This is a genomic window from Planktothrix sp. (assembly GCF_046067725.1).
GTDB lineage: Bacteria > Cyanobacteriota > Cyanobacteriia > Cyanobacteriales > Microcoleaceae > Planktothrix.
In genome coordinates this window covers 1-20,067 of record NZ_JBJUDF010000104.1, presented here as the reverse complement: position 1 = coordinate 20,067, position 20,067 = coordinate 1, and the positions used below count along the sequence as shown (strand labels likewise).

Here is a 20,067-nt window from a genome sequence, read left to right as displayed (position 1 = left end):
TTCCGTTTGAAGATCAGGATCTCGCAGCGAAGAAACGAAAATCGGAATGGGTTCTAAGTTATATTGAACTAAGGCTTGACAGAGGGAATCAATCGGATCTAAATTACCAGATAGGTAATGAGCGCGATAAAATATAATTCCAACTTTAGGAATATAATTCTCAAGTTTTAAATTAGAATTCCATTGATAATAACCAACTTTTGGGATAACAACTGGAGGAGTAACAGAATAATTTTTATTAAAACTATGATTAGCAATTAATAATAATGCTTGAGTAAAATTATCAACGCCTCCTTCGGTTAAATATCGCCAAACTTGATTAACAATCGATAACGATACTGTTGAATGACTGATTAAATCCGGGTCAGGACGATCATCACCAGGGAGAATCATTAATTGTGTTTTAGTTTTAGCAACAATTTCCTGTAAAACTTCTAAGCCATACGACCAATAGGAACGTCCTCCTAATAATCTTAAAATAATGATCTGTGCTTTTTCTAATATCGTTTCTGCATAGGTATCAATGGTTAATTGTTGTTGTAATTGTAATAAATTCGTAACTCGCAAACCGGGAAAATCAGCCGGAAGTTTAGACCCGACCGTTGCTAAGGTTTGAATATCCGTATCCGCCGCCGTTAAAAAAATAATCGGTGCTGGGGTTTGTTCAATAAAAATAACTCCGTCTGTATCTGGGTTCCATCCTCCGGGTGTCGCTGCAATTCTGTGCATTTTAATTCAAAAATAATATTAATTAATGTCCTGATCCCGATGAACAATATTAGGAGAAAAAGCAGGAAGACAAACCGCCACATATTCTGCGCCGTCTTCCGTTGGTGTGCTATAACGCACCCATTCTCCTTTGTAAGTAATCACCGCTTGTCCGGCTAAAATATCCCGTTGACCGCCTTCATATTCTACCCGTAATACTCCCTTTAAAACAACTGTAAATTCATCAAATTCTGGTTGCTGTCCCGGTTCAATCCAACCCCCCGGAGAGTTCATATAAGCAACACTTACCGCGTCGGTTTTACTATTCACTCGTCCGATATATTCATCAATTAATTTTGGTTTATTTCCGGCTGCTGTAATTCGACTCGGTTGTTCAATAAAATCTGGCATGGTAATCCGTTAATAAAAATTTTTAGGGTTAAATTTCTGAACAAGAAAAGGATTTTAATCAATCTTAATATCCTCAGCTTGTTCAGAATTTATTATAACTTATTTTCAAGTTTTAAAAACTATCGCACTCTTAAAAATTGATGAAAATCCGAAATTGAAAACCCTACTCCTGAACCCAAATGGAAACAGAACCCCCTTTACAAGAAAATTCACCCCAACCAAAATCATTGGTTTGAATGGGTTCTTGAATATTTCCTGTCAGGTCATAAAATTTAGTATTCGGTTTACCCACTTCCATCGGTTTAATTCCTTCTGGGCCATCACTTAAAATCACGGCCATTGCTTTCGGATGTTGTTCATCTCCTAAGCGAGTCCAACCAATAATATCGGGGTGATCAAAATAGTCATATTGGGGGCCGTAGCAGAAATTTTGACGCGCATAAAGACACTGATCAATAAACGCTTTATGGGAGGGTAAAACAATTTTATAAGTATTGCCATCTCGTCCTTTATCTTCGTATTCTGCACCGTAATAATCGGCGTAAAAAATACAAGGATAACCTTCTTGACGCAATAAAATAATAGCATAAGCTAAGGGTTTAAACCAAGGTTCAACGACGGATTCTAAGGCTTGTAACGGTTGAGAATCATGGTTTTCAACAAAGGTAACGGCATTCATTGCTCGTCCTTTAATTAAACTTCCATCCAAAATGGTTCGCATATCATAATATCCCCCAGCTTTACTCGCGTAGTGGAAATTATAATGAAGGGTAACATCAAACACGGACATTCGTTGACCTACGCTGTCTAAATACCAATTCAATATGCCCGTATCCGGTGCCCAATATTCGCCAACGGTAAACAATTCCCGACCGACATATTTTTCCATTTCATCTAACCATTCTGGGAAAAACCAAGTTGAGATGTGTTTAATGGCATCTAAGCGAAATCCATCCACACCCGTTGTATCCAGATACCATTTTCCCCAGTTGATCATTTCCTGTCTGACTTCTTCATGTTGGAAGTCTAAATCTGCTCCCATTAAATAAGCAAAATTTCCAAATTCTAAAGCAACATAATCATCAAAGGTTTTCCCCTCGAATAAATAAACCGTTCCCGATTCTTTGGTATATTCATCATAATCAACGGCATCAAAATGCCACCAATGCCACTCAAATTGAGAGTATTTTCCTTGACGACCCGGAAAGTTAAACAGGGTGTAACCTTGAATCTCTCTTAAATTTCCTTTCGGTGTTTTTCGATTATTATAAGGAAAAGGAATGGCTTTGGCAATTTCGGTTCCATTTGCCCCCATTCTGTGATTTAATACCACATCTGCATAAACTTGAATTCCTGCTTGATGCAAGCTATTAATAGCATCTAAATATTCTTGACGAGTACCATATTTTGTTCTAATTGATCCTTTTTGATCAAATTCTCCCAAGTCATAAAGATCATAAACCCCATATCCGACATCCAGCCCGCCTCCTGCGCCTTTGTAAGCGGGTGGTAGCCATAAAGCTGTAATTCCAGCATCGGCTAACTCTTGAGCGTTAACTTTGGTTTTATCCCATAACTTTCCATCGGCCGGAAGATACCAATGGAAATATTGCATCATCACACCATTAACTTTTGCCATGTTACTAAATTGAGATCAAAGGGTTAATTGGTTTCAGTTTATCCTTGATAGAAAATAAAGTAAATGGGATACAACCTTAAAATTTAATCCGAATACTAGACGATCATTAGAGGGTTAGAAGATAATATGAAATCCTAAAATTGATACTATAGATCATCTCCTAAATCACCTGTAGAGACGTTGCATGCAACATCTCTACAGAGGACGGATGCGTAGCAAACATTTAAAGATTTCATATAACACCGAACCGATTACCCTAGGGGTGAATTAATTGTTAATCAAGAAATCCACGATTAAAAGATCGTTTGTTGTTGATGCTTTATGGAAGTCTAAAGCCTAACAACGAACAATTTAAGATTGGGACTGATTAACAATTTATTTTATAGGGTTTCATTGATCGGTTGAATACAGTCTGGTTGATTATAGGTTGCACGATTTACTTTAGAACTCACCGGATAAACCATTAACTCAGGATTTTTTTTAAACTAATAAAATTAAACATCAACGCAGCAAACAAGGGTTGACTGCGTTAAACTAGGAGTTGATATTAAATGGATGTAACTGTTGCTTGAGGTTTCCAATCATATTCCATATATTGAGCCGTTTTTAACGCTTTGTCATCCCCCAAAAGTCTAGCAACCACATAAAGAGACACATCAATTCCGGCAGAAATTCCGGCGGCGGTAATAATTTTGCCATTATCAACAAACCGTTGATTGTCTACAATTGTTGTTTGGGGGGCAAGGGTTCTTAATTCCTCTAAAGCTTGATGATGGGTTGTGGCAACTAACCCATCTAATAAACCTGTTTTAGCTAACAGTAAAGCTCCTGTACAAACTGATACAATTAACTCGGCATTGTGTCCTTTCGATTGAATCCAAGCTAAAATTTGAAGTTGATTGATCGCCGTTCTAGTACCAATCCCACCCGGTATAACAATCACATCAGGAACCGGACTATCTAATAACGTATAATCTGGATTAATACTCAGGTTATGATGGGTTTGAATCGAGTTTAACGTTTCGGCAACCAGATAAACCTGAAAGGGCTGATCCTCATTAATTTCTGATGTGATGGCAAAAACTTCATAGGGGCCTGTAAAATCCAGAATTTGAACATCATTAAACATTAAAATAGCAACATTTTTTTGAGTCATAGGTTATTGTTCCTAAAGTAAAAAAAATCAGGGATTAAAATATGGAAAAACAGCGTTTTTTGTTTCAGAATTTTCTTGGGGTTACTATTATCATATTCGCAGTTGTCCTCGCTTGGAATGGTTTGACTTTAGCACAAGGTTCAACCACTCAGCTTGAATATCGCATGAGTCGATTAGAAGCACAAGTCTCTCAACTGGCCGGACAGATTAATAGTTTGCGATATCAAAACTCAGGAACAACGGTCATTCAGGTTGAACCGGATGTTAACAATTCTACGCCTCAACCGAACAATCGTTTCCTATCCGGCGATCCCCTGTTTGATCGTTTAGCAACATTAGTGATTGAAACCAAACAAGATGTCCAAGACCTTCAACAACAAATTACAGCGTTAAAAGCGCAGGTAGAAGCTCAAAAGTGAAGAATTCAAAGGTTTGAGGAGATTAATAGACATAATAATAGGTGCTGCCCTATAATCTTTAAAGGATTGATCAAGAAGCAGCACGGTGTTTAAAAATTGATAATGTTCAAACTATTTAATGATACCGAAATAGTAAGCGGCAACTAAAAAGTTAATCGCTAACAGCAAAATTGCCCAAGAGGCGCGGAAGGTATAGGACTTTTGAGCCATAGGTTTGATTCCTAAAAGACATTGATTTCATTAAACCACAGAAATGGTTTTAGCTCGTTCGAGTCAAGCTTTCACCTTCTCCTGCGTGATAGGAACTGCGAACTAATGGCCCGGAACGAACATGAGCAAAACCGAGGTTTGTTGCGATCGCTCCTAAACGTTCAAATTCGTCCGGTGTCCAATATTTCTGGACGGGGAGATGTTCCAACGACGGACGCATATATTGACCGAGGGTAATGCGATCACACCCGACGCCGCGTAAATCCTCTAAAGTTTGAATAATTTCCGCTTCGGTTTCCCCATGTCCCAACATTAAACCGGATTTAGTGGGAATTTGCGGATCAAGCTGTTTCACAATTCTTAACACATCCAGCGATCGCTGGTATTTGGCGCCCCGTCTAACAGGTGCTTGTAACCGTTGAACCGTTTCGACATTATGGTTATAACAAGCGGGTTGTGCTTGAACAACGGTGGCAATGCGTTGATATTGTAACTCTTGGGGGTTGCCTCCCCCTTGACCGCCCCAAAAATCCGCCGTCAGGACTTCAATTTGAGTTTCTGGGTTCAAGCGTCGAATGGCATTCATCGTCTCCACAAAGCAACCCGCCCCAGCATCAGCCAAATCATCCCGCGCCACCGAAGTTAAGACCACATACCGTAATCCTAAAATTTCTACCGCTTCCGCCACTTTTCGGGGTTCTTCAGGATCAACAGGCATAGGGGTATGACCCTTATCCACCTGACAAAAGGCGCAGGAACGGGTACAAGTTGGCCCCATTAACAAAAACGTGGCGGTTTTCTGGCTATAACATTCTCCTCGGTTGGGACAACGACCTTCCTCGCAAATGGTATGAATTTGACGTTGTTTAATAATTCGTTGGACTGAAGATAATTCACTGGCTTTACCAATGGGACGGCGTAACCACTGAGGGATCGGTTCGACCAACTTTTGAGGCCGATTAGGATAAGATTGTTCAGGGGAGAAATTGACAGATGCGGACATATTTAAGATCGGTTGCGATTGTTGCGATCTATCCTAAATCAGATTAATCGAGTTAGGGCTAGAAAACATTGATCTCAAAAGTCTAACGAGAAGAGTCAGGGTTTCAATCGAATCTCTTTTGAGTCATCCGGTTAAACTAGACCCAAGCTGGGTAATTTGACAAGGGCTCTGGAGTTGAAAGCATTATGCTTTGAGGACGGCTTTTTGAGGATCTATGATAAAATTGATCAAGTTTCAGGAAAAACACCCTACCTAGATTTTTACAGTTAAGCTTTATGCTAAAAGTATAAAAAACAAGCGTACATTAAAGACGCTGGAGGTGGGATCAAAAAAAGGCGGCGATTGCCAAGGGACAAAAGCCAAAAAACTCAAGAAGTAGCTAAACCAAAAAGGTCTAATCTTTTCCAATTAAGACCCGTAAAAACATCCTTTGGGATACCAGAGAACCCACTTGTTCAACATCCGAGTCAGTCTCTGGAGATATAGCCCTGGGAGGAGCAACTCAGTTAGGCTTGTTCTGACGTTCTTTGGAGTCGTGAAACAGTTTAATCAGTGTTCGTGAGAGCAGAGTTGAGGTAAAGTTTTTCTGGGAAAGAAAAAACCAAAAACAGCAATATTGAGGATCTTCGCGTTGTAGTGCGAAGATAACAGAAGATTAAGCATCATTATGGGAGTCAGTTGTGGCAGGTCGCAAAATACTGGTTATTGACGATAGTAAAGTCATTCGGGTGCGTGTTCGAGAAATGTTACCCCCTGGTAACTTTGAGGTATTAGAAGCAAAAGATGGTAAAGAAGGTCTGGAATTTGTTCAAAGAGAAAAACCCAGTTTAATTATGTTGGATTTCCTTCTGCCGAAATTAAGTGGCTGGGACGTTTTTCGGCAAATTCAAGCGGATGAAACCTTACGCCGAATTCCCCTGGTATTGATGTCGGGACGGAAGGAAGAAGTCACTGAAAAAATTTCTGAACCTTTCCAATATTTTGAATTTATTGAAAAGCCGTTTGAGAAAAAACAACTGATTGATGCAATTAAATCAGCCTTCCAAAAAGCAACTTTACCTCGTCCAGATTTAGTCACTGAAAAAGAGCCCATTCCTACCCCAACCCAGGCTCCAGCAGCTACTCACGATCCATCAGCAGATATGGCAGCGATGAAAGCTCAAATGGCGAAGATGCAGGCTGAAATTGAGGGACTAAAAAAACAAGTGTTACAAATTAAAACCTATATTCAAAAGAAACTGAAATAGGGTGAATCCTTTGGACTCTCAACAGAGACCAATTCTCTAAGACTTGCTGAGAAGAAATAGTCGTTCTAAACAGGAGTCGATTCTTCGTTTTACGGATAACAAACATGATATTGGATGCTTCATTCTTGGTGCAGTTAAACGCCTCGATGGATTCGTTATTGGAACGAATGAATCGGTTTTCCCAGGCTAAGGTTTTGGTGGTGGGAGATTTAACTTTAGATGAATTTCTCACAGGTCAGGTAGAACGGTTATCCCGTGAAGCACCCGTGTTAATTTTACGTCATGAAAATACCCGCCAGATTCCAGGGGGAGGAGCCAATGCGGTTTATAATTTGGCAAAATTAGGCGCATCGGTCAAGGTTGCTGGGTTTGTTGGCAAAGATGATCAAGGAATGGCACTGTGTCGCATCTTTGAAGAGGCGGGAATTGATATTGGTGGAATTCTGATTGATCCTGACCGTCCAACGGTGACAAAAACTCGTATTTCTGGCCATGCTCGTCAATCGGTAACGCAACAAATTGTCAGGGTGGATCGCAAATCCGATGAGTTACCAAATACAGAATTACAGTTAAAATTAGCAGATTATATTCGAGATAATATTGATAGTGTTGATGCGGTGGTTTGTTCCGATTATGGTGATGGGGTGTTAACTCAAATGGTAATTGAAGCTGCATTAAAAGCTTCTTTAACGATTGTAGATACTCAAAAAGATTTACATCGATTTGCTGGAGCAACGTTGTTTACACCGAATCTTCCAGAAGCAGAAAAAGCCGTCGGATATGGCATTAAAAATCAACAAACTTTACAACAAGCGGGACAAGATTTATTAACTTTAACTCAAGCTAAAGCGATGTTAATTACGCGCGGCGAAGAAGGCATGAGTTTATTTGAGGGTGATCAACTTTTCAATATTCCAGCGTTTAATCGCACTGATGTTTTTGATGTGACGGGGGCTGGAGATACAGTAGTTGCGGCTTTAACGTTAGGTTTATGTACGGGTTCATCGTTATGGGAAGCATCAATTTTAGGGAATTTAGCGGCTAGTTTAGTCGTGCGTCATTTTGGGACAGCAACAACAACCATTGAGGAAATGAAAGAAGCGTTGCGATCGCTTTTAGATTTAGAATAATCTTGACAAATATTTATTTTAAGATAAAATCAAGTTGAACCTATATTCTTGTGAAAGCGAATGTTAACTCAGGATAAGCCTTTAACTGAAACAGCATTTCTGGCTAAACTCAACGAAATTATTGAAACCCATCACTTACTCAAGCATCCCTTCTATCAAATGTGGACAGAAGGTAAATTAACATTAAAGATGTTACAAGAGTATGCGCAAGAATATTATTTGCACGTGCATAATTTCCCGACTTATGTCAGTGCAACCCATGCGGCTTGTGATGATATCAACATTCGCAAAATGTTGTTAGAAAACTTAATTGAAGAAGAACGGGGTTCTGCCCATCACCCGGAATTATGGTTACGGTTTGCTGAAGGATTAGGCGTTGAACGCAGTGCCGTTCTTAACCGTCAACCGTTAAGTCAAACCCAAGAATCGGTTCAGATTCTCAAAGCTTTATCTCGCAGTGAAGAACCCGAAAAAGGATTAGCGGCTTTGTACGCTTATGAATCCCAATTTCCTCAAGTTTCCACCACAAAAATTGCCGGGTTAGAGGAATTTTATGGCATCAATGAAGAATCGGCTTTATCTTTCTTTAAAGTTCATGAAAAAGCTGATGAAATCCATAGCCAAATGACTCGTAAAGCTTTAGTACAACTGTGTCAAACCGCCGAACAACAACAAGCTGCATTAGACGCGGCTCAACAAGCCGTTGATGCGTTTAACTTGCTGTTAGATGGTGTGTATGAAGAATATTGTCAGAACTAGAATTTGTGTTCTGAATTGGGTTTAATTTTTGGTAAAAACCAAGTAGAGGCGTTAACAATAACGTCTCTACTTACATGAAATGAAAATCACTTAAATCGCTTCAACTATTCCATTAGTGCCAATACTAATACTTTTATGACCCGCCCCACCGGAGGAAATATTCACAGTGAGTTCATTTTTTTCTTCATCATAACTGCCTTTAAACGCCAGGGGAGTTCCGTCTTGAGTATAAATTAAAATATTAACGGCTCCCGATTTAATCTGCGAAAAGGCTAGAACACTTGATTGTCCATTGGCTAAGGTTTTAGACGCATTTTGGCTTAATCCATACAGAATTGGTTTTCCCGCTTCGTTAACCAGTCGAACATTAACTTGTCGGTCGGTTTTCACCCGAAATCCGGTATAAACTTGGGCAAAACTAGGGTTAGGAAAAAGGAGGGCTGGAGTTGTCCAACCTAATGTTGCAACTAAAGCAACCGTTGTTAAAATTTTGAGTTTCATCGGTTTGATCGGATTAAAGTAAAATCAGTGTGTCAATTATTCTAATCTATATTTTTCAGATTCTGATGTTAATTTTTAACATCAAAAATCCCTGATTTTTTAAGATGATCACGACTCAAAACTTTAGATTTTCTCAAGATTTAATTCCTAAAATTTAAGATTTGTTAAAAAGGTTGATCATTCTTTGCTTGTTCTGCCATTCCCTGGGCAACGGCATCAAAAACAGGGGCAGCCCATTGTCGTCCGGCTTGAATTGATCCCGCCCGTTGAATAATTTCTGCGGCTTGGGCAACTTCAATAATTGCAATTTTAGGATTATATTCGGCAGCCCTTTCTATCATCGGATGCCAAGCTAAGGAATGACCTTCACGGTTACTTTTACCTCCGCGAATTCTTGGCCCAATATTGACTAAACCTTGCTGTTGATAAAAGGGTGCTAAACGGCTTTGAATTCGATATTCCCACCACAAATCTCGTTGATGTAATCCTGTGACTAACATTTGTGCGCCAGGACGAGGGTTAGCCGCATTGGGAATATTAGCATCCGCACTTAAAACCACCGTTTGTACTGAAGAATTTCCCTTATGAACTCCTGCAATAAAATGTTCTAAAGCTTGAAATCCATCCAAGGTTTCTCCATACATAGAAATGGTCGGAGTTAACACATAAAAACCCAATGCTTCTAAGCGTCGTTTCATTTCTTCAACGGTAATTGAATTCCACTCTCGACCGACGGAAACACCGTTCACACTAGCTCCTGATTGTAAACCATTCCGAGTATATTGCATGGGTAAAATAGCAATAGGTTTATTCGTATTAATCCGAATGGCAGCGACATCGGCATGAGTCCAATTTTGCCCGGTATAATTGTAGCGAACGCGATAAATTCCTTGTCCGGCTTCATATTGATATGACCGACCATCTTCTAAAATAGCAACGGTTTCAGAGGTGTTTAAATTTTGACATTGAGAAACCGCAGTTAAAGTGTTTGTTAAGCAGGAGTTCAAAGTTTGGGCGGTCAAGGGTTCAGAAAAGCCTAAGATTAGAGAAGTTAAACCGAGTACAATTTGAGTTTTCATCGAAGGTGAACAGGTGAATTTAAAGGGTGATTCAAGGTTCAACAGAGGACTTGACCATAAATCAGGAAAATTGAACCCACCTGGAAAGTTATTGATTTGATTTTGGTTCACGTTAAACCTCCATCGCTTGTTTAATCAGGGTTTTCCAACTTAAACTGAGTAAATAAGCAAAACCTGCAACTAAAATAATGGTGGCACCGGATGTTAAATTAAAAAAGTAGGAAATTCCTAAGCCAAGGGTGGTAAAAATCATCCCTAAACTACTGGATAATATCATCATTTGTTTTAAGTCTTTAACAAATTGCCCTGAAATCGCTGCTGGAATTGTTAAAAGGGCAATGACAAGAATTAAACCTACTACTTTCATCACCATGACAACGGTTAAGGCAATGGCAACAATTAACATTAAATACAGTTGATCAACGGGTAAATTACGCGTTTCAGCAAAGACAGAATCAAAGGAAATTGCAACTAATTCTTTATAAAATAAAAAGACAATTAATCCAATCACAAAATCCAACCCTAACATTAATATTAAATCCGATTGAGGAACGGTGAGAATACTACCAAATAAATAACTCATTAAATCGACTTTATAACCGGGCGTTAAATCAATAAAAATAATTCCAATTGCCATTCCAATTGCCCACATTACCCCAATAATCGTATCAGCCCGTTGTTGAGTTTTTCGATAAACTAACCCCATGGCTAAGGCTGAACCAATCGAAAATGCGATCGCTCCGAGTACCGGATTAAATCGGAAAAAATAACCCATGCCAATTCCACCATAAGCCGCATGAGCAATTCCTCCACTAATAAAAACAATTCGATTGACAACAATAAATGTTCCCATCATACCACAGGCAATACTCACTAAAAGTCCTGCCATTAAAGCATTCCGCATAAATTCAAATTGAAATAATTTAATTAATTCTGCTATCATTTTTTATCGTTAAAGGGAACAGGAAACAGGAACTCACCAACTGTGCAAATAATTATGTTTGGGGACTTATTAATGGGTTTGACGGTTTTTGGGAAGATGAATGAGCATAATTTAAAAATTTACCATATTCTTCTTAATTCTTTTTGCTATAGAATATTTATAACTATACCTCAATGCTCAAAGAATGGGGTGAGTATTTAAGTTCCAGATCCAATATTGTTTTACATGGATGCAATATTGCTAAATCTTGTAATGTTTTAATTACGATTTTATCACAACTAACCAGAGCCAGTATCACGGTTTCAAATCATTTGACTGAAACCGCCCATTTAAGGAAAGAGAGAGGTTTAAATCTTCAGATTAGAAATATTAAACCTCCCCTGGCGATTCAGTTTTTTGCCTCTAAATACCCCCTGTTATTGTTATCAATTAAAACAACGCCCCAATTGAACGCCCCATATTTTCTAATTTCATCGCTTCGGTTGCTGCGGTTGGTTCATAGCCACAGTGAACCATACAATCTGCACATTTGGGATTTCCACTGGATTTCCCATATTGTGTCCAGTCGGTTTTTTCCAATAATTCTTGATAGCTGGAATAATACCCTTCATTTAATAAATAACAGGGTTTTTGCCATCCTAAAACACTGTAACTCGGACTTCCCCAGGGAGTACAATCATAATCTTCTTCTCCCATGAGAAAATCAAGGAATAAGGGATTATGATTAAAATTCCATTTCTTTTTACCTAATTTATAGGGAGATAAAATTTCTCGGAATAAAGCTTTGGTTTGTTCCCGTTTGAGGAAATGTTCTTGATCTGGAGCCCATTCATAACTATAACCCGGAGAAATCATCATCCCATCAATTCCTAAACTTTCCAGAAAATCAAAGAATTGCTGCATTTGCTGGGGATCAGTTCCTTCAAATACGGTTGTATTAGTTGTGACTCTAAAGCCTTTGGATTTTGCTGTTTTAATGGCTTGAACCGCAATATCAAAAACTCCGTCTCGGTCTACACAATGATCATGTTGTTCTTTTAATCCATCTAAATGAACACTAAAGGTTAAATAGGGAGACGGTTTGAATTTATCTAAACTTTTTTCCAGTAAAATTCCATTGGTACATAAATAAACAAATTTTTTGCGGTCAACTAAACCTTGAACAATGACATCAATTTGAGGATGTAATAACGGTTCACCCCCTGGAATGGAAACTACAGGTGCGCCGCATTCTTCCACTGCTTTAAAACAGTCTTCAGGGGATAAATTTTGTTTAAGAATTTCTTTGGGATGTTGTATTTTTCCGCAGCCTGTACAAGCTAAATTACAGCGAAATAATGGTTCTAACATTAACACCAAGGGAAATTTTTTCCGCCCCATTAACCGTTGCATGAATAAATATTTGCCAACGGCGATGGCTTGTTCAATTGAAATGGCCATTTGTCTCCTCTCAACCCCAAATTTTTCAGAAATTAACCGTTAACATAAACCAATTAACGGCATCTTGCAAGGCAGTTTGAATTGAAGATTGAGGCAACCCTAATTCTTGAACTGCTTTTGAAGCATTATAATACATCGGTTGTCTTGACATTTTGACACCATCTAAGGGAATAGAGGGTATTTTTCCCAACTTTGCTAAAATCATTTCATCGACCCAAGCCACGCTTAAGGGAAGCCAAATTGGAAGCGTTTTTTGGGGGGCAGGTAAACCCGTTATTTTTGATAATAAATCTAAAAATTCTTTTAACGTTAAATTTTGATGACCTAAAATATAACGTTCTCCTGTTTTCCCTTTTTTTAAGGCGAGTAAATGACCTTGGGCGACATCTCTAACATCAATAAAATTTAATCCAGTATTGACATAAGCAGGCATTTTGCGACGAAGAAACCGTAAAATTAAATCTCCTGTCGGTGTTGGTTTAATATCCCAAGGGCCAATGGGGGTACTGGGATTCACAATCACAATATCCTGACCTAATTTTACAGCTTGATGCGCTTCCTGTTCTGCCCAATATTTAGATTTTTTATAATGTCCGACTAAATTTTCAACGGGACTTTGATAAATTTCATTAACAGCAACTCCGGGTTTCACTCCAATTGCTGCAACGGAACTGGTATAAATTGTTCGTTCAATTCCGGCTTGTCTAGCGGCGGCTAAAATATTACGAGTTCCGAGAATATTATATTGTTCTAATAGAGGTTTATCTTTTTGCCATAAGGAATAATGAGCCGCACAATGAAATAAAACCTGACACCCTTTTAAAGATTGATATAAGTTAGAATCGGTTAAACAGCCTTCAACTTTTTCAATCTCTAAATTCTTCAAATTTTCAATATTACTTTCTGGACGAATTAAAACCCGTACTTCATAATTTTTTTGTAATAATAATCGCACTAAGTTTGCACCAATAAATCCAGTTCCACCTGTTACAAATACTTTCATCATGATTCCTTCATCAAATTTTATAAAAATTATAAGGTTGAGGAAACCTCACCCCTACCTTGAAGATTGAGGTTAAGATAAATTTGGTTTTTGAAATCGTTTTTTAATTTTTAACCATTCATCTTCTAATAAAGTATTTAAGACAGGAACTACAATTAAACTTAATAAAGTAGAAGTGATTAACCCTCCAATAATTGCCACAGCCATCGGTTGTCTTAATTCTGCTCCGGCACCTAATCCTAATGCAATGGGTAACATTCCTAAAATTGTTGAGGCTGTGGTCATCATAATCGGTCTTAAACGAACAACTCCGGTTTCAATAATGGCATCATTTCGATTCATGCCTTTTTGACGGAGTTGGTTGACATAATCCATTAATAGTAAAACATTTTTATCTAATAATCCTAAGAGGAAAATTAACCCAATTAAGGAGATAATTCCAAAATCACTTTGAGTCATTAATAAGGCTAACATTGCTCCGACTAAACATAAAGGTAAGGTTAAACCAACCACCGCAGGTTCCACCCAACGACCAAATAATAAGAACAGTAACCCTAGCATACAAACCACTGAAAATAGCAGCGTTACGAGAAAACTATTTAAAACTTGACCAATTCTTGCCGAGTCTCCAGTTAATTTTAATGTTACTCCATTCGGAATTAACGGTTGGGCAAGATTTAATACTTGATTGGTTGCATCTCCTAATAATTGACCTTGACTTAAATTAGCCGTTATATAAGCCGCCCGTTGACCATTAAACCGTTCAATTTGATTAATAGTATTGGATGGATTATCTTCACCCGTTGCCCGAACATCGACAAAACCCGGTAATTTTGCTACTTTTTCTTGAATGATTTTAGCTGTCTGATTTAAAAGATTAACATCCTCTCCTACTAACACAATTTGTAAAGGTTTTTCGTCTCCTGTTTCCACAAATTGAATATCTTCTACACTAATAGTAACGTTATTAATTTGGGGTAAATTTGAGCGAATTAAATCTTGAGCTTCTAAGGTGGTGAGTTGACGATCATTTTTGAGTTTAATATAAATTCTGCCTTTATTCGGTTGTCCTTTAATTCCAATAATAGTAAAGGCTTCTTCGACATCAGGAGTATTTAACACAACCTGTTCTATTTGATCGGCGGTAGTGCGAGTTTTTCTTAACAATAATTGAATCGGATTTCGGGTTAAATTGGTTAACCAATCAAAAGCACCTTGCTGTTGAAAAATATCCGTTTCTGCCGTTGATGTTTCTGTTTGGGGTGCTGGGGTTGGGGAATTTTTTTGAACCTGAAAATTAGAAATTTGAGGCAAAGGATAGGAATAATTAATCACAAATTCTCCTCGGTCTAGTCGAGGTAAAAAGCCTTGAGGAACCAATGGAATTAACGCTAAACCCGCAATAAAACTCGAAATTGCTATTAAAATAACCAGTTTACGATGGTGGAGTGACCATTGCAATAATTGACGATAAGTTTCGATAATAATGTTAGGTTTAGAACGCTCCTGTTCAGAACGATTAGCAACAGGTTTTAACCAATAAACCGCTAAAACAGGGGATAAAGTTCTCGCCACTAATAAAGAGATTAAAACCGCCGAAGAAATGGTTAAAGCAAAGGGTTTAAAAAACTGTCCTAACGCATCTCCCATAAAAGCAACGGGAAGAAAAACAGCCACAATTGTTAAGGTAGAAGCAGTGACCGTTAATCCTATTTCGTCAGTGCCTTTAATGGCTGCATCTCTAGGATTTTCTCCCGCATCAATTAATCGAGCAATATTTTCAACATCAACAATTGCATCATCAATGACAATTCCAATTACTAAAGCTAAGGCTAATAAGGTAATAGTTTCTAAATTAAATCCAGCAATTGCCATGACAATACAGGTTCCTAATAGGGAGGTAGGAATGGCTAAAGCGGTGATTAATGTAGCTCTGAAATTTCTTAAAAAGGGAAAGACAATGGTAATGGCTAAAACCAAGGCTAATAATAATTCATCAAGGGTAGAATGGGTCGCTTTTCTAATATAATCTGCTTGAGTTTCAGCTAAAGTTAGTTTGACATTTTGGAGATTTTTTTGTAAAATTTTAACTTGATTTTCAACTTGATTCACTACTTCTAAGGTATTGGCATCACTGCGTTTAACCACTTGAATGGCTAAGACATTTCCACCATTATATCGAACTAACGTGGGTGGGTCTTGAATTAAGGTTTGAGAACTAGATAAAGAGGCAATATCCGATGTTCCTTGACGAGTTAATCCATCCCCTAATAAATTTACCTTTAACACACCGGGTAAAGCCTTAAGTTGAGGAATAATTTCCGTTTTTGTTCGTTCTGTTAATTCTTTTAAGGTTAAACTTTCACTTTGAATTGCATAGGTAATTGCGGTTGATTCATTTAAGTTTAAAGGGATAACATTATAAGTTGTTTCCGGTGGGAATTGCAGGGTTTTTAAAGTGGTTTCGACCTTTTCTGTAGAAGATTCTAAACTGGTTCCGACTAAAAAAGCTAAACTAATAATACTGCGACCTCCATAGGTCGATGAGCGAAAATCATAAACTCCTTCAATAGATTTAACTTGATTTTCAATGGGTAAAGTTACCTTTAATTCCATGTCCGTTGCGGTAGAAATGGGTGCAGTGGTAGTAACCACCACAACGGGGAATGTTACCTCTGGAAATAAGGCATATTTGAGGCTACTAAATGCTAGAATTCCTGCTACAATTACCCCAATCCAAAACCCGATGACAATTCGAGGATGAGCAATACAAACACGAGAAATATTAAACCGTTCTCGAATCGTAGGTTTTAGAGGAGACTGAATCATAAGGAGTCTGAACGATGAATGAGCATTAAACTATTTATTGTATCGCTAAGGGTTAACTTTGAATGATTAACCCTTAACATTCTTTTATTTCAGCAATTGGGTCGCACAGTCAATACCTACATCTACAAACTCATCGGGGGGTTCTTTGGTTTTTTGAGCTTGAGTATAGAGCTTTAGAAATTGATCTAACCTATACCGAGATTGAAAGCGATTAATGGTACATTGACAAACAATTTTTGCCTGTTGTTGAGTTAGGCCTTCCTGAACACTCCGTTGACTACAACCGTTGAGATAAGCCTTGACAATTTCTTGAGGATATGAATATTTAGGTTTCGGTTGACTCGTATTATTTTGGGCAAAAGTCGAGACCGGATAAAGTCCAAACCCCCAGAAGAATGTCAAAGAAAACCAACTCAGAATCACAAGAGGATTGATAAGATTCATAGAGGATAGCATCTAAATCCTAGAATAACTTTTAATTTCCAACCCCAACGAGAAAACACTCCCAGATGAATTGGCAACCTTTACAATTTAAACACAAATTTTGTCTAAAAATCTTACTTCTGAGCACTGTTATTGTGTTAGTTACGCTGCTAAGTAGTGTTTGGCATCAAATTCAGGGGTTATCCGCAGCATCTCAACAACCTGTGGATACATTTTTTGTTTTGGGGGGAAGTATTCGACGGGAAATGTATGTCACCCAACTGGCAAAACAAAATCCTGATATTCCCATTTTAATTTCAACAGGATCAGACGATCCTTGTATTTTAAAATTATTTGAACGAGAACAAGCACCGACGCAACAAGTTTGGTTAGAAAAGTGTGCCAATTCCACCTTTGATAATTTTGTTTATAGTCAACCCATTTTGAGCCAATGGCACGCTCATCATGTTAAATTAATCACCTCTCCCACCCATTTACCCCGTGCAAAATGGATGGCTCAAATTGTCTTAGGTTCTCATGGAATTTGGGTCGATGTGGAACCTGTAAAAGAAACGGGGGTTCCTGCTAATCGAGAATTTGGGTTAAAAACAGCACTCGATATCACCCGAACAATATTATGGGCTTTAGCTAGTCAAGTGATTCAACCTTCTTGTTCTAATTTAATTAAACTTGATGAGGTCAATCTTAACAAGTGGTGTCAGGAAGAATTTAGTTGTGAATATCAAAGTGGAATTAATATTGAATCGATTTGTCCTGTCAAGATTAAGAAAGATTTAAGGTTAGATTCACGAGAATTTTATAATAATAATATAGCCAGGATTCATCACCCGTGCTTATAACAGTAACCATTAACTTTGAACGTTTCCATAAGGAATTGAATCTCCTCTTCCCTGATCTGGAGTTATTCCTTAATTCCTCTAATACCTCTGGAGTTGCCTGTAGAGACGTTGCATGCAACGTCTCTACAAAGGTTTAGGGTAATCATCTGTAGCATATATTTAAGGATGGAATATTAAATGTGCGATCGCCACTTCCACTAACCGTAACGTCGAAAATCCTGGGGATAAGCAACGGTCGGAATCTTAACTTTATATAAACTTTTGTTTCAAAAGTCCCTCAACCTTCCATCTCATACGTATTACAAGCCCTAGCATTTCACCGATCAATGTAAAGATCCAGTTAAAGATTTAATTAATCTGATCGGAATGTCTTGAAATGGAAGGACACCCTGGATCAAAATATGCCATGATGGCGACGGGTCTTACGTCTATAGACAACTGGGTTGAACATCAGAATCCTCTACTCATCTGAAAGGCAATCTTGTTGTTAGACCGCAGTTTTTGCTGAATTCTGCTTAACTTTTGGGTTCAAGAGTTTTTCTTGAATTAACTTTTGACTGAATTTCACATTTCTACGGGTCGCTTCAGGGATTGCCAACTCATACGATTTATGCCCTCGAAATCATGATCAATCCTAACTTTACAGAACGCGATCGGGTGTCTAGTTCTAGCTCAAACCGATCTCCATCTTTATTAATGGCAACTTTAGAAAATTTATTAACACAAATCCAAGCCGATACTACTGATGTTGAAGCGTGGAGTCAACACTGGCATTTGCAATCGTTCCAATTAGGAGATTGTATTGATCGTTTACCTTCTTCGGCTGAAACAAAAGTTGGTATTGTTTACTTAGTGCTGGAAGGTCGAGTTCGACTTCTGGCTGAGGACAAACATCTCAATCGAGAGGTTTCGGTTTCAGTTGTTGAACCTGGTGAAACCTTTGGCGGAGATCAAGCAGGATGGAAATATGCACTTTTATCCTATCAAGCGATCGCCGCCAGTGATGTCATCGTTGCTTCGATTCCGATGGTCGAACTCCAGACCCAGATGAAACAGATTCCTCCGCTACAAACCTATCTACAAACCACCATTGAAAACCGACAACGGTTATTATTCTTTAAAACCCAAACCAACTTACGACGGTTCACCAGTTACCGACTCCAAGAGATTTTATCTAACTGTACCGAACATCGCATCAGTGCTGGAACTGCCTTACAGAAGGAACTCACAAGGGAACAAGGACGATTTTGGCTGTACCAAGGACAAATTATAGGTGGCGATACCGTTCCCCAGGTGGGCGACAGTTGGGGAGAACCCGATCCTATCCCCTCAGAATGGATGGCAGCAACAGAGTTGGTTTTGTATCAAATTTTTACCGAAAAATTACAGGAAACATCTGTACAAGGTGGGAAATCCCAGATTCGGAAACCACAGATAACCGTATCTTCTCAACCTGCAACCGTTAACCCCCCTGCGGTTATTGTTCCCCAAACCGCCCAAATTCTCAGCTTTCCCCAACCTAAACGTCAACGAGTCTGGCGAGGATTTTGGCAACGCTATCCGTTTATTGAACAGCAAAGCTCCTCCGACTGTGGGGTTGCTTGTTTGGCGATGATTAGTCAGTATTGGGGAAAATATTTGAGTATCAATACCCTCCGTAATATTGCGGATGTAGGACGCTCAGGGGTATCTTTAAAAAACCTAACGCTCACCTCGGAACGCTTAGGGTATCAGGCGCGACCTGTACGGGCCAGTTTGAATCGTTTAGAAACTGAAAAAAACCCTTGGATTGCCCATTGGCAGGGAGATCATTATATTGTGGTCTATAAAGTTCGTCGCCATCAAGTGGTGATTGCTGATCCGGGGGAAGGCAAAAAAACCCTCTCTCGTCAAGCATTTTTAACGGGATGGACGGGCTATGCTTTACTGTTAGAACCGACCGAGCAATTCTATGAACTTAAGGAGCAAAAACGTTCTCTCGGTCAGTTTGTCGGGGTAATTTGGCCTTATCGATTTTTGGGATTACAAATTATTCTGTTATCCCTCTTAATTCAAGTCTTTGGGATTGTGACTCCGTTATTAACCCAGATTATTTTAGATCGGGTTGTAGTGAATAAAAGCGTCACGGGTTTGAATGTATTTGCCTTGGGATTGTTATTATTTGGGGTATGGAGTTTAGGGTTATCTTCGATTCGACAATATCTATTAAGTTACTTATCAAATCGTTTGGATTTAACCTTAATTGGGGGGTTTATTTATCACGCGCTACAACTTCCTTTAAAGTTCTTTGAGTCCCGTCGTGTCGGG

At 38.6% G+C, this 20,067-nt stretch carries 19 protein-coding genes and 1 pseudogene; 7 read left to right on the top strand and 13 right to left on the bottom strand.

What is annotated here, in order from left to right:
- From ACKPEB_RS05940 to ACKPEB_RS05925, 4 genes are all read right to left on the bottom strand, one after another.
- A partial coding sequence (locus ACKPEB_RS05940; protein ID WP_408963916.1) for a cobaltochelatase subunit CobN occupies window positions 1-729 on the bottom strand: 729 nt, incomplete at its 3' end.
- Between the two features lie 18 nt (window positions 730-747).
- Window positions 748-1,119 (bottom strand): cupin domain-containing protein, encoded by a 372-nt coding sequence (locus ACKPEB_RS05935; protein ID WP_408963915.1) that lies wholly within the window; start codon window positions 1,117-1,119, stop codon window positions 748-750.
- Between the two features lie 163 nt (window positions 1,120-1,282).
- On the bottom strand, window positions 1,283-2,758 hold the full coding sequence (locus ACKPEB_RS05930) for an alpha-amylase (protein ID WP_408963914.1): 1,476 nt from the start codon (window positions 2,756-2,758) through the stop codon (window positions 1,283-1,285).
- A gap of 547 nt (window positions 2,759-3,305) precedes the next feature.
- Window positions 3,306-3,914, bottom strand: a complete 609-nt coding sequence (locus ACKPEB_RS05925; RefSeq protein ID WP_408963913.1) for a DJ-1/PfpI family protein — start codon at window positions 3,912-3,914, stop codon at window positions 3,306-3,308.
- Between the two features lie 41 nt (window positions 3,915-3,955).
- On the opposite strand from ACKPEB_RS05925, the gene ACKPEB_RS05920 reads away from it, so the two are divergent.
- Window positions 3,956-4,333, top strand: coding sequence for a hypothetical protein (locus ACKPEB_RS05920; RefSeq protein ID WP_408963912.1), 378 nt, complete (start codon window positions 3,956-3,958; stop codon window positions 4,331-4,333).
- A 111-nt stretch (window positions 4,334-4,444) separates the two neighbouring features.
- On the opposite strand, the gene psaX is transcribed toward ACKPEB_RS05920, so the two are convergent.
- Both psaX and lipA read right to left on the bottom strand, forming a co-directional pair.
- Window positions 4,445-4,543 (bottom strand): photosystem I protein PsaX, encoded by a 99-nt coding sequence (gene psaX, locus ACKPEB_RS05915; protein WP_408963911.1) that lies wholly within the window; start codon window positions 4,541-4,543, stop codon window positions 4,445-4,447.
- Between the two features lie 49 nt (window positions 4,544-4,592).
- Window positions 4,593-5,546, bottom strand: coding sequence for a lipoyl synthase (lipA, locus tag ACKPEB_RS05910; protein WP_408963910.1), 954 nt, complete (start codon window positions 5,544-5,546; stop codon window positions 4,593-4,595).
- 680 nt (window positions 5,547-6,226) lie between these two features.
- On the opposite strand from lipA, the gene ACKPEB_RS05905 reads away from it, so the two are divergent.
- The 3 genes from ACKPEB_RS05905 to ACKPEB_RS05895 all read left to right on the top strand — a co-directional run bounded on the left by ACKPEB_RS05905 (window position 6,227) and on the right by ACKPEB_RS05895 (window position 8,682).
- On the top strand, window positions 6,227-6,793 hold the full coding sequence (locus tag ACKPEB_RS05905) for a response regulator (protein ID WP_408963909.1): 567 nt from the start codon (window positions 6,227-6,229) through the stop codon (window positions 6,791-6,793).
- A gap of 104 nt (window positions 6,794-6,897) precedes the next feature.
- Window positions 6,898-7,923: a D-glycero-beta-D-manno-heptose-7-phosphate kinase gene (rfaE1, locus tag ACKPEB_RS05900; protein WP_408963908.1), complete on the top strand. Its 1,026-nt coding sequence runs from the start codon at window positions 6,898-6,900 to the stop codon at window positions 7,921-7,923.
- A gap of 60 nt (window positions 7,924-7,983) precedes the next feature.
- Window positions 7,984-8,682, top strand: a complete 699-nt coding sequence (locus tag ACKPEB_RS05895; RefSeq protein WP_408963907.1) for a CADD family putative folate metabolism protein — start codon at window positions 7,984-7,986, stop codon at window positions 8,680-8,682.
- A gap of 90 nt (window positions 8,683-8,772) precedes the next feature.
- On the opposite strand, the gene ACKPEB_RS05890 is transcribed toward ACKPEB_RS05895, so the two are convergent.
- The 3 genes from ACKPEB_RS05890 to ACKPEB_RS05880 all read right to left on the bottom strand — a co-directional run bounded on the left by ACKPEB_RS05890 (window position 8,773) and on the right by ACKPEB_RS05880 (window position 11,205).
- On the bottom strand, window positions 8,773-9,183 hold the full coding sequence (locus ACKPEB_RS05890) for a hypothetical protein (RefSeq protein WP_408963906.1): 411 nt from the start codon (window positions 9,181-9,183) through the stop codon (window positions 8,773-8,775).
- 164 nt (window positions 9,184-9,347) lie between these two features.
- Window positions 9,348-10,262 (bottom strand): hypothetical protein, encoded by a 915-nt coding sequence (locus tag ACKPEB_RS05885; RefSeq protein ID WP_408963905.1) that lies wholly within the window; start codon window positions 10,260-10,262, stop codon window positions 9,348-9,350.
- A gap of 112 nt (window positions 10,263-10,374) precedes the next feature.
- On the bottom strand, window positions 10,375-11,205 hold the full coding sequence (locus ACKPEB_RS05880) for a metal ABC transporter permease (RefSeq protein WP_408963904.1): 831 nt from the start codon (window positions 11,203-11,205) through the stop codon (window positions 10,375-10,377).
- Window positions 11,206-11,360: 155 nt separating this feature from the next.
- Here ACKPEB_RS05880 and ACKPEB_RS05875 point away from each other — a divergent pair.
- Window positions 11,361-11,585: pseudogene (locus ACKPEB_RS05875) on the top strand (DUF4347 domain-containing protein); the annotation flags it as partial.
- 49 nt (window positions 11,586-11,634) lie between these two features.
- Here the strand turns inward: ACKPEB_RS05875 and hpnH are convergent.
- The 4 genes from hpnH to ACKPEB_RS05855 all read right to left on the bottom strand — a co-directional run bounded on the left by hpnH (window position 11,635) and on the right by ACKPEB_RS05855 (window position 16,921).
- Complete coding sequence (gene hpnH / locus ACKPEB_RS05870) at window positions 11,635-12,645, bottom strand: adenosyl-hopene transferase HpnH (RefSeq protein ID WP_408963902.1); 1,011 nt, start codon at window positions 12,643-12,645, stop codon at window positions 11,635-11,637.
- 25 nt (window positions 12,646-12,670) lie between these two features.
- Window positions 12,671-13,651 (bottom strand): hopanoid-associated sugar epimerase, encoded by a 981-nt coding sequence (gene hpnA / locus ACKPEB_RS05865; RefSeq protein WP_408963901.1) that lies wholly within the window; start codon window positions 13,649-13,651, stop codon window positions 12,671-12,673.
- A 69-nt stretch (window positions 13,652-13,720) separates the two neighbouring features.
- Window positions 13,721-16,477 carry an efflux RND transporter permease subunit gene (locus ACKPEB_RS05860; protein WP_408963900.1) on the bottom strand — a complete coding sequence of 919 codons (2,757 nt, stop codon included), beginning with the start codon at window positions 16,475-16,477 and terminating at the stop codon, window positions 13,721-13,723.
- Between the two features lie 84 nt (window positions 16,478-16,561).
- A complete protein-coding gene (locus ACKPEB_RS05855) occupies window positions 16,562-16,921 on the bottom strand; it encodes a hypothetical protein (protein WP_408963899.1) in 360 nt (119 codons plus the stop codon).
- Window positions 16,922-17,055: 134 nt separating this feature from the next.
- Here ACKPEB_RS05855 and ACKPEB_RS05850 point away from each other — a divergent pair, with 134 nt between their 5' ends.
- Complete coding sequence (locus ACKPEB_RS05850) at window positions 17,056-17,760, top strand: YdcF family protein (RefSeq protein ID WP_408967526.1); 705 nt, start codon at window positions 17,056-17,058, stop codon at window positions 17,758-17,760.
- Between the two features lie 591 nt (window positions 17,761-18,351).
- Window positions 18,352-20,067: cysteine peptidase family C39 domain-containing protein (locus tag ACKPEB_RS05845; protein WP_408967525.1), on the top strand; the 1,716-nt coding region annotated here is incomplete at its 3' end.

Coding starts and splice junctions, on each gene's coding strand:
- ACKPEB_RS05930 (WP_408963914.1), bottom strand. CDS start 2,758: ATGGCAAAAGTTAATGGTGTGATGATGCAATATTTCCATTGGTATCTT.
- rfaE1 (WP_408963908.1), top strand. CDS start 6,898: ATGATATTGGATGCTTCATTCTTGGTGCAGTTAAACGCCTCGATGGAT.
- hpnH (WP_408963902.1), bottom strand. CDS start 12,645: ATGGCCATTTCAATTGAACAAGCCATCGCCGTTGGCAAATATTTATTC.
- ACKPEB_RS05920 (WP_408963912.1), top strand. CDS start 3,956: ATGGAAAAACAGCGTTTTTTGTTTCAGAATTTTCTTGGGGTTACTATT.
- ACKPEB_RS05855 (WP_408963899.1), bottom strand. CDS start 16,921: ATGAATCTTATCAATCCTCTTGTGATTCTGAGTTGGTTTTCTTTGACA.
- ACKPEB_RS05935 (WP_408963915.1), bottom strand. CDS start 1,119: ATGCCAGATTTTATTGAACAACCGAGTCGAATTACAGCAGCCGGAAAT.
- ACKPEB_RS05890 (WP_408963906.1), bottom strand. CDS start 9,183: ATGAAACTCAAAATTTTAACAACGGTTGCTTTAGTTGCAACATTAGGT.
- psaX (WP_408963911.1), bottom strand. CDS start 4,543: ATGGCTCAAAAGTCCTATACCTTCCGCGCCTCTTGGGCAATTTTGCTG.
- ACKPEB_RS05895 (WP_408963907.1), top strand. CDS start 7,984: ATGTTAACTCAGGATAAGCCTTTAACTGAAACAGCATTTCTGGCTAAA.
- ACKPEB_RS05880 (WP_408963904.1), bottom strand. CDS start 11,205: ATGATAGCAGAATTAATTAAATTATTTCAATTTGAATTTATGCGGAAT.
- ACKPEB_RS05860 (WP_408963900.1), bottom strand. CDS start 16,477: ATGATTCAGTCTCCTCTAAAACCTACGATTCGAGAACGGTTTAATATT.
- ACKPEB_RS05885 (WP_408963905.1), bottom strand. CDS start 10,262: ATGAAAACTCAAATTGTACTCGGTTTAACTTCTCTAATCTTAGGCTTT.
- hpnA (WP_408963901.1), bottom strand. CDS start 13,651: ATGATGAAAGTATTTGTAACAGGTGGAACTGGATTTATTGGTGCAAAC.
- ACKPEB_RS05925 (WP_408963913.1), bottom strand. CDS start 3,914: ATGACTCAAAAAAATGTTGCTATTTTAATGTTTAATGATGTTCAAATT.
- lipA (WP_408963910.1), bottom strand. CDS start 5,546: ATGTCCGCATCTGTCAATTTCTCCCCTGAACAATCTTATCCTAATCGG.